An 8230-nucleotide genomic window follows, 5' to 3' on the forward strand; every position below is an offset into this window, starting at 1 on the left:
GGATCGCGTGGGAGCCAATGATGTCGCCTGTGGTGCCAATTCCGCAACGCCGAGGGAGGCCGGTGCCGAGCTGATCAACACCACGGAATTGATGCGGCGGCTGCTTGCGAGCTGCTCCACAATGCATCGCTGGTGCACGATGACCTCAGCGATGGTGATACGGTGCGGCGCGGTCAACCCACGATCTGGCACCTCTATGGGAGCGACATCACGCTGTGTACGGGTGACTTATCGCAAAGTACTAGCGCCTTCTTCACGGCGGCCAATATCGACGACCCCGCCTCCAGCCGCACGCTGGTGCTTCACCTCGCGAAGCAGGCCGGCCGCGTGATTGGCGGGGAGGGTGTGGCGCGTGAATACGGCCACGGTGGCGCACTGGTCGACCCAGGCGACGAGCCGCACACGTCCCCTACAACCCGGGCACAAGCGGGGAAACGGTGGTCGTCGCCGTTCTGCTCGGTGCGCCGGCCGAGCGCCCGCTTACGATCCCCGTCGACGAGGCCGAGGGCAACGCCCTCGACGGGCAGTGCGGCATCGACCGCGATGCCAGCGCGCCTTCGAGCGCCGGGGGCTGATGCCGGCTCGAGGGACCGGGCGTTCGCGAAGCCCCGCGCCCGGCCCCTTGCCGGCGTGCGCAGCTCCGCGCGGCTCGCGAGGAATGTCGAGGCTCAGCGGCTTCCGTCAGGCCATCTCCCGCCTTTCGACTTCGTTGAAAGCCCACAACGTTTGGATTAGCCTTTTATAAAAACCGGGGTCAGACCAACGGTTCCAGTCGTGCAGATCCCACCCTTGCAAGCGGCTTACGGAGGAACCCCATGACCTACCTGGTAATGGAGCGCACGTTCGGCGAGCCGATGCTGGACGCCGACCTCGAACTCATGGGTCAGCGCCTTGGCCCCTGCCTGCAGGACCACCGGGTTGAGTGGCTCCGCAGCTACCTCTCCCATGACCGGCGGAGAATGATTTGCACCTTTGAGGCGCCGGACGCGGAGGCCGTCCGGCTGGCGTATCGCACCGCGGGCTATCCCTTTGAACGCGTCTGGCCGGCAATGGTGCTGCCGACGGATGCCGGGCTCGCGCCACCAACGCCGTAGGCGAAACGAGGTCACGTGACAACGCCGGACGTGTGCCGGCTCGAAATCCGTCTGCTCGGCAGGTCATCGGTCCTGCGTGACGGCGCGGAGATGGACCTGCCCCGGTCCCGGAAGGCCCGCGCACTACTCGCCTACCTGGTTGCATCGGGTCAAGCGCAGTCCCGAGAGCACCTCTGCGACCTGTTGTGGGACGGCCCCGCCAACCCGCGCGCGGAACTGCGGTGGTGCCTGGCCAAGATCCGCCCCCTGCTCGATGATGAGACCACCACACGGTTGGTCACCGACGGGGACTACCTGCGTTTTCATGCCGAGGACGTCGCCCTGGACGTGGCGCGCGTGCGCGCATTGATTCCCTCCACGGCGGACGATGTCGCCACCGATTGCCTGTGTCAGACGGCGGAACTCCTGCGAGGCCCCTTCCTGGAGGGCGTGGACCTCCCCGACTGTTACCGCTTCGACGCCTGGTGCGTCGCGGAGCGCCAGGCGTTGCATCAGCTCCACGACGACGTCCTGCGCACACTGGTGCAGCGGCTGAAGGACCAGCCCGATGCCGCCTTGCCGTATGCCCGCAACCGGCTGGTGCTTGATCCGCTCTGCGAAGATGCGCACGCCGACCTGATCGCGCTTTTACACGCGATGGGGCGGACCGCGGAGGCACGGGAGCGGTACGAGCAGTGCCGGCGCATCCTGCAGCACGAACTCGGGCTAACGCCCTCTGATCGACTGGAGCAGTTGCACGCGCAGCTGACCCCGATCGCACCCGCCTTCGCTACGCCGTCCCCCTCCCGCGCGCCATCCTCGGGCGCACCACCCCTGGTGGGTCGCCAGGCAGAACTGGCCTGCATCCGGGAGGCGCTGGAGGACGGAACCCCGCTGCTCATCGGCGGTGACCCGGGTATCGGCAAGTCCCGGCTGTTGCAGGAGGCCGCCGCGCGGCTTCAGGGCGCAGGCGCCGAGGTGCTCGGCGGGCGGGCATTCGAGATGGACGCGACGCGCCCCTATGCACCCTGGATCGACGCCCTGCGCGCGATCCCCGCAGCGTCCACCACGATCCCCTCGGCTCTGCGGCAGGAACTCGCCGCCCTGCTGCCGGAACTGGGACCCGCGGCCGACGATTCCGGCGATCGCAACCGCCTGTTCAACGCGGTTGCCCAACTGCTGACCGAACGGTCCCACGCCGGTATGACCGTGGTCGTGATCCTGGACGATCTCCAGTGGTTCGACGAGGCGTCGGCCGCGCTGCTGCACTATGTGGCCCGCGCCACCGCCGACGCCCCGGTGGCGTTCGTCCTGGCAGCGCGGGCCGGCGAACTGGAGAGCAACCCGGCGGCGCAGCGTGCGGTTCACGCGCTGCGACGGGATCGCGCTTTACGGATGCTGGCGGTCGAACCGCTGTCCGCGGCGGATACGGTCGCCGTCGCCCAAAGCGTCGCACCCCAGGTGGACGGCGACCGCGTCTTTCGCGAGTCGGAGGGCAACCCCCTGTTTGCCCTCGAGATCGCGCGCTCGCACCGGAGTGGTCAGCCGTTGCTGGGGGATACGCTGGGCGGCCTGATTGCCGGTCGCCTGGCCGGCGTTGGCGAAGAGGCGGCGGCGTTGCTGCCCTGGGCTGCCGCCCTCGGTCGCCGCTTCAATCCGGACCGACTGGCGGCGGTGATGAACCTGCCGTCCACGACCCTGCTTCACGGTCTGGAGGACCTGGAACGGCACGCCATCCTGCGCGCGGCGGAGGACGGTCGGTACGAGTTCGCCCACGACCTGATCCGCCGGGCCGCCTATCAGTCACTGTCGGAGCCGCGCCGGCGCCTTATCCACCTGCAGATCGCCCGCAGCCTGGCTCGCGGCGTCCGGCAATCCCGGTTGTGGTGCCGCAAGAAGACGATCCATCTGCCGGTCGCCGAGGGCCAGGCGCGCAGCAGCGACATGGAGGAGTCGTTGGCCGGCGAGGTGGCCTACCACGCCGACCTAGGCGGCGATCATGCGCTCGCCGCGCGCGCCTGCGCGGTAGCCGGCCGCCACGCGTTGCGCATCCATGCCTACCAGGAGGCGGCGGCATTGGCTCAGCGGGGCCAGACCCATCTGGAGCCACTTCCGGACGAAACCCGACTGCCGTGCTCCCTGGAATTGCTGGAGCTCTACATCCACCCGGGCATGGAGCCGCATCAGCCACCCGATCTGGAGCAGCGGCTGCGCGCACTGGTGCGCGAAGCCCGGGCGTTCGGAACGAGCGGGGAGGTGCATGACGGGCTGTACCTGATCGGCGTGCTGCTCTATCTGCGCGGCCGATACAGCGATGCCCTGGACTTCACGGTCCGCGCAGAACGCGCCGGACGGACCGCCGACCCGACCACCATGGTGCAGGCCGTGGCCTACACCGCCCGGTGCCTCGGCATGCTCGCCCGTGACATGGAGCGTGCAGAGCAACTGGCCCGCGAGGCGCAGGATCTCGCCGAGCAGTTCGACGTGCGCGAGCCCGGCTGCGAACTCCCCCTGGCCCTCGCGCTGGTCGCACACCATCGCGGCGAGCTGCAGCAGGCGCGCGCGCACATCGAACACGCCCTGGCGCTGGCCCGGCGCGACCGCATGCCCTGGTGGGAGTACTACTGCCTGTCCCGCCTACCCATGATCGAGCTCGAACGCCAGGCACCCGAGGACGCACTGGAATGGTGTCATGCCCTGCAATCCGTAGCGGTCAAGCTCGGAGACGGCGCCGAGGTACCATTCGCGCTGGCGCTGGAAGCGCTGGCCCGGCTCCAGCATGGAGACGGTTCGGCCGCGGCGGCCTTGGATGACGCCCTGGAACAGCTGCGCGCCGCCGATAGCCAGTGGATGATCGCCTACGTGCAGAGTCTCGCCGCCTGGAGCGACTGGCAGGCAGGCCGGACCGATGCCGCCCGGGAGAGGGCCGAGGACGCGTTGCACAGCGCCGAGGTGATCGATCAGGCGAACGAGGTGACCGTGGCACGCGCCCTGCTGGTCCGGGTAGCCATGACCGCAGGCGACCGCGCATCGGCGCTGACCCACCTCGAGCGCATCCCGAGCGAAGCCCACCACTGCCTCTCCGCCCGCGCCCGACGCGCCGCCGAAGAGGCTGCGGCCGCGGCCCACCCCGCCATCCCCCGCTGAACGGAAGCCGATCGCCTCCAACACCGATTCCAACGCCCGTCCCAACACCAATATGGTTTCCTGGCGCTGTCCAGTTCGTAACCGACCGGAGAGCTGGACCGACCGACACACGCCGACATCGTTGGAAAGCGACACGTTTCGTGGGAGGCAACAATGAAATCCGTCGTCATCACAACAGCAGCACTGGCTCTGGCAGCAACCATCGGGTTCGCCGCACCGGCGCACAGCAACGAGGCACCCGACTTCGTCCAGAACACGTTCCCCGACCAGGGGGTCGCGGCGGCCTGGGAGAGCATCCAGTCCGTGTTCACGGACCCGGACGCGGCACTCGACGGCAAGACCAAGGAGCTCATCGCCGTCGCCGTTTCGGCGCAGATTCCCTGCGATTACTGCATCTACTCGCACACAGTGGGAGCGGAGGCGCACGGCGCCACCGACGCCGAGATCCGGGAGGCCCTGGCGACCGGCGCGCTGATCCGGAAGTGGAGCACGATGCTCAACGGGGCCCAGTACGACATGGACGAGTTCCGCCGCGAAATCGACGCCATGTTCGAGACAGACTGACACCACAATACGGCAGCCACGGCGAGCAGCCAGCAAGGGCCCGGGCGGTCACCGACGGGGGCCGCCCGGGCCCGCCGGCACCACGCCGTGTCCCGCTGCCGGGAGGAACACAATGGCTACGCCCACCCAGCCGACGCATACCGCGGCGTCCGACACCCGCTACCTGGCCGAGGCCCTGGCGCGCGCGGGCCGGCCGCCCTCGTTCGCCGAGCCGGCGCAAGAGCAGTTCCTGGACGGCGGCCGCACCGGGACCAGGGTGACCCGTCTCACCTGCGCCAACGGCTGCAGCTTCGTCCTCAAGGTCATCCCCCGCGAACGCGCCTTTCGCGAGGCGCTCTGCCACGACGGCGAGGCCGCGGCCTGGCTGGCAGGGGCGACCCGCGTGCTCCCGCCGCCCTTGGTGAACCCCACCCTGGATGCAACCCTTCACCCGGAGCGCGACGAATGGTGGCTGCTCATGGACGACGTCTCCCCGGACATCGTCACCCGCAGCGGCTGGACGGAAGCGCACACCCTGCGGCTGTTCGAGGCCATGGCGAGTCTCCACGCCACGCACTGGGAGGCCCCCGACACACCCCGCGAGGGGATCGGGACCCTGTCCGCCACCACCGCCTTGCTGGTGGAGATCGCGCTGTACGCCAGCACCGGGCGCGCATCGGTGGAATGGGCGGCGCGCAGTGCCGAGGCGTTCCAGGTACCCCGAATGCTGCTTCCGGGTTTTCTGGAAGCCGCCGGCACCGGCAACGCTGACTTCTACCTGACGCTGCTCCGGCGTTGGCGCGACATCGTCGCCGCACTCGACGACCAACCCTCTACGCTCCTTCACGGTGATCTGCGCCGTGCCAACGTCGCCTTTGTGGATGGGCAGGTGGTGCTTTTCGACTGGGAACTGGCCGCCCGGGGATCAGCAGCGGCCGACCTGGCGTGGCACTGGTTCCTCCACTACTGGGCCTACCCACCCAACGACGGCCGTCTGCCGACGGACCGGCTCTGGCTGCGCGATGCCTACCTGGATCGGCTGGAAGAGCAACGCGGATCGCGGGTGGACCGGGACGCGTTCCGGGTGTCCTGGGAACTGGCCTGGTTGCGGGTCTTCTGCCAGTTGGGTTTCGTCCTGGCGGACGGCCTCGCCGAGGACCATTCCAACGTACGCCGCCAGCGTATCCAGGACGCCTTCCAGGAGGCCCGGAGAATCGTCGATGAGCACCTCCCGTAGCGACCGCTGGACCGCCCTGAACACGTCCCGGGCCGTACGCGACGCCGCCGACCGCCTGCGCCAGTTGAGCGCTACCGCGTCCGAGCGCGACGCCCGCAGGCATTGGCTGGTGTTGCTCGACCTTCGCGACGGGGAGCGCGCCGTGGATATCGGCGCCGGCATCGGCGACATGACGGTCGACATCGCGCGTCATGTCGGCCCGGACGGCGCCGTGCACGCCCTGGACCTGTCGCCGGGCCTGCTCCACCACACCCGCCAGCGGGCCGCGGAAGCGGGTGTGCTCGACCGTGTCGCCACCGACACCGGCGACGCGAACGCTCTGCCCTACGGCGACGACGCATTTGACGTCGCCCTCTGCCGCTGGGTCCTTCTCCATCTCCCGGCTCCGCAACGCGCCATCGCGGAGATGCGCCGCGTGGTCCGCCCCGGGGGGCGGGTCCTCTGCGTGGAAGCGGACTGGGAGACCCTGATCGTGCACCCGGGCGATCCGGACGTCACACGCCGGATCGCGCACGCCAACGTGGAGCGGCAGGTGGACGGTCGCATCGGCCGGAAGCTCGCGCCGCTGCTCCAATCTGCCGGCTTCTCGAACGTTTCCGTCACCCCCCTCGTCGACCTCGACCGCAGCGGCGACTGGCTGCCCTTTCTGCACACGCGCCTGGACGTGGCCGCGCAGGCCGGCGTCCCGTTGAGCACTCTGCACCAATGGTGGAAGGCAATCGAGTCCGCCGCGAGCCACGGCGAGTACCTGTTCAGCTTCACCCAGTACGGAGTGCTCGGTATCGTTCCGCCGGTCAGCCAGCCGGCGCGGGCGGAATCCCCGACATAATCCTGTCCCGCGGCAATACAGGTTCACCTGCCACCGAGATCAATCACCGAAAGTCGGCGCAGTCCCAAGGCGCCGGACCTCGGCAACTCATTGTTGTGCCGAAGGATCCGTACCAACAGGCGGGGCCAATGCCGCTTGGAGTCGCATTATCACTGCAGAAACCGTGTGCGTAACGCGCCCGGTGCGGTGAGGCACAACGTTCGGATACTGCCTGCATCCCGGATGCTTCCGTGCGAGACGCGCCGCCGTTGCGTCCTGCAATTCGTCTCGGTCCGGGCCGACCTCCGATCGCGCCCTCGCGAGCGGGCCTCTTGCGGGCAAGGCGAAGCGTTTTGCCAGGTTGTCAAAGCACGGGTTTCGAGCCGAAATGCGCCGTTCAGGAACGAATTACGACCACATTTCCGATAAAACTGGATGAACATCCGGCTGTTGCGGAGGTTCGACCCCGGCCCATAGCGCCCGGGCATAGGCCGATTTCAGATCTCTTCCCCGCGACTTGTGTTCAGCCCTCAGGATGCCGGGCGAAAAGCAGTCGATGTATCCATGCTCCTCTTCGATTTTCCGGACATGCGCCCCGAATGCCGCGACCCGGCGGCGCGTGATGCCGAACACCTGGAAGAACTCGCTCCAGAAGGTCTGGGTCTCGGCACGGTCGCGGATTTCGTTCCAGGACAGAGCCATGGGCGCTCGTGGTTTCCTTGTAAGCGCCACATGCGCGGTCGCAGACACAAACCTATGGGAGTCATCTGTGCAGGGGAAATCACGGAAGGCGCCAAGTCATGGGAAAGGGTCAATTCTCGACAAGGCTTAAGCGATAGCACTTGTGAGTGGACACAGAGCCCAACTCATCGCGGCGCGGCGTTCGGCCGGTGTCGGCTCCTCCGTATCCTAGGTCCTGGCACGCCGGCCTCCCCGGCCCCGCTTGGCCGGTGTTACCCGCGCCAACAACTGCTACCTGCCGGACACCGCACCAAAGCACGCGGGCAGCACGTCGCCTCCAGAGGTCCAGCGCGCCCCCTATCAAGCAGCAGATATTGATGCAGCGTTGTTCTTCTCTCCTGTCCCACAGGACCGTAGCGGGTGGCCGGGAGCGTTAACTCCCGGCCCCTCGGCCCAGGTATGACGGATCAGTGACCGGAATGCCCCGCTGCGATCTGCTCCCGATCGATGCCGCACTGCTCGTCCAGCGCGACGCTCTCCTCCTCGTCCACCGGGATGGTGAGCGCGCCCTCCTCGGGTGCCCCAAGGAGCGTGGCGATGACCACGGTCTCCTGCTCAGCGCTCGGGTTGTAGGCGGTGTGCCGCTCATGTCGCGCGCGTTGCTCTCCCGGCGGCTGCGGGAGCTCATGGCAGCTGGCGTCGTGGTCCGCGACGAGCATGGCCGCTACCGGCTCTCTGAGG

At 68.3% G+C, this 8230-nt stretch carries 7 protein-coding genes and 1 pseudogene; 7 read left to right on the forward strand and 1 reads right to left on the reverse strand.

The annotated features are described in order from the left end of the window. Nucleotides 1-27 precede the first annotated feature (27 nt). From QZT63_RS18615 to QZT63_RS18640, 6 genes are all read left to right on the forward strand, one after another. Nucleotides 28-735: a polyprenyl synthetase family protein gene (locus QZT63_RS18615; RefSeq protein WP_290653354.1), complete on the forward strand. Its 708-nt coding sequence runs from the start codon at nt 28-30 to the stop codon at nt 733-735. An 80-nt stretch (nt 736-815) separates the two neighbouring features. After that, entirely contained in the window at nt 816-1094 is a 279-nt protein-coding gene (locus tag QZT63_RS18620; protein WP_290653343.1) for a DUF4242 domain-containing protein, read from the forward strand. Nucleotides 1095-1109: 15 nt separating this feature from the next. After that, on the forward strand, nt 1110-4220 hold the full coding sequence (locus QZT63_RS18625) for an AAA family ATPase (RefSeq protein ID WP_290653345.1): 3111 nt from the start codon (nt 1110-1112) through the stop codon (nt 4218-4220). A 153-nt stretch (nt 4221-4373) separates the two neighbouring features. Next, nucleotides 4374-4784, forward strand: a complete 411-nt coding sequence (locus tag QZT63_RS18630) for a carboxymuconolactone decarboxylase family protein (RefSeq protein WP_290653347.1) — start codon at nt 4374-4376, stop codon at nt 4782-4784. Between the two features lie 112 nt (nt 4785-4896). Then, nucleotides 4897-6000 carry a phosphotransferase gene (locus QZT63_RS18635; protein ID WP_290653349.1) on the forward strand — a complete coding sequence of 368 codons (1104 nt, stop codon included), beginning with the start codon at nt 4897-4899 and terminating at the stop codon, nt 5998-6000. Further along, nucleotides 5984-6829 (forward strand): methyltransferase domain-containing protein, encoded by an 846-nt coding sequence (locus tag QZT63_RS18640; protein ID WP_290653351.1) that lies wholly within the window; start codon nt 5984-5986, stop codon nt 6827-6829. The genes QZT63_RS18635 and QZT63_RS18640 overlap by 17 nt, the downstream gene beginning before the upstream one ends. A gap of 387 nt (nt 6830-7216) precedes the next feature. Here QZT63_RS18640 and QZT63_RS18645 read toward each other — a convergent pair whose 3' ends face one another. Then, on the reverse strand, nt 7217-7510 hold the full coding sequence (locus tag QZT63_RS18645; RefSeq protein ID WP_290653352.1) for a type IIL restriction-modification enzyme MmeI: 294 nt from the start codon (nt 7508-7510) through the stop codon (nt 7217-7219). A gap of 614 nt (nt 7511-8124) precedes the next feature. Between QZT63_RS18645 and QZT63_RS20200 the strand changes: the two are divergent. Then, nucleotides 8125-8230 (forward strand): annotated as a pseudogene (locus QZT63_RS20200) (transcriptional regulator); the annotation flags it as partial.

The organism is Aquisalimonas sp. (genome assembly GCF_007120195.1).
GTDB lineage: Bacteria > Pseudomonadota > Gammaproteobacteria > Nitrococcales > Aquisalimonadaceae > Aquisalimonas.

Coding starts and splice junctions, on each gene's coding strand:
- QZT63_RS18645 (WP_290653352.1), bottom strand. CDS start 7,510: ATGGCTCTGTCCTGGAACGAAATCCGCGACCGTGCCGAGACCCAGACC.
- QZT63_RS18635 (WP_290653349.1), top strand. CDS start 4,897: ATGGCTACGCCCACCCAGCCGACGCATACCGCGGCGTCCGACACCCGC.
- QZT63_RS18620 (WP_290653343.1), top strand. CDS start 816: ATGACCTACCTGGTAATGGAGCGCACGTTCGGCGAGCCGATGCTGGAC.
- QZT63_RS18640 (WP_290653351.1), top strand. CDS start 5,984: ATGAGCACCTCCCGTAGCGACCGCTGGACCGCCCTGAACACGTCCCGG.
- QZT63_RS18630 (WP_290653347.1), top strand. CDS start 4,374: ATGAAATCCGTCGTCATCACAACAGCAGCACTGGCTCTGGCAGCAACC.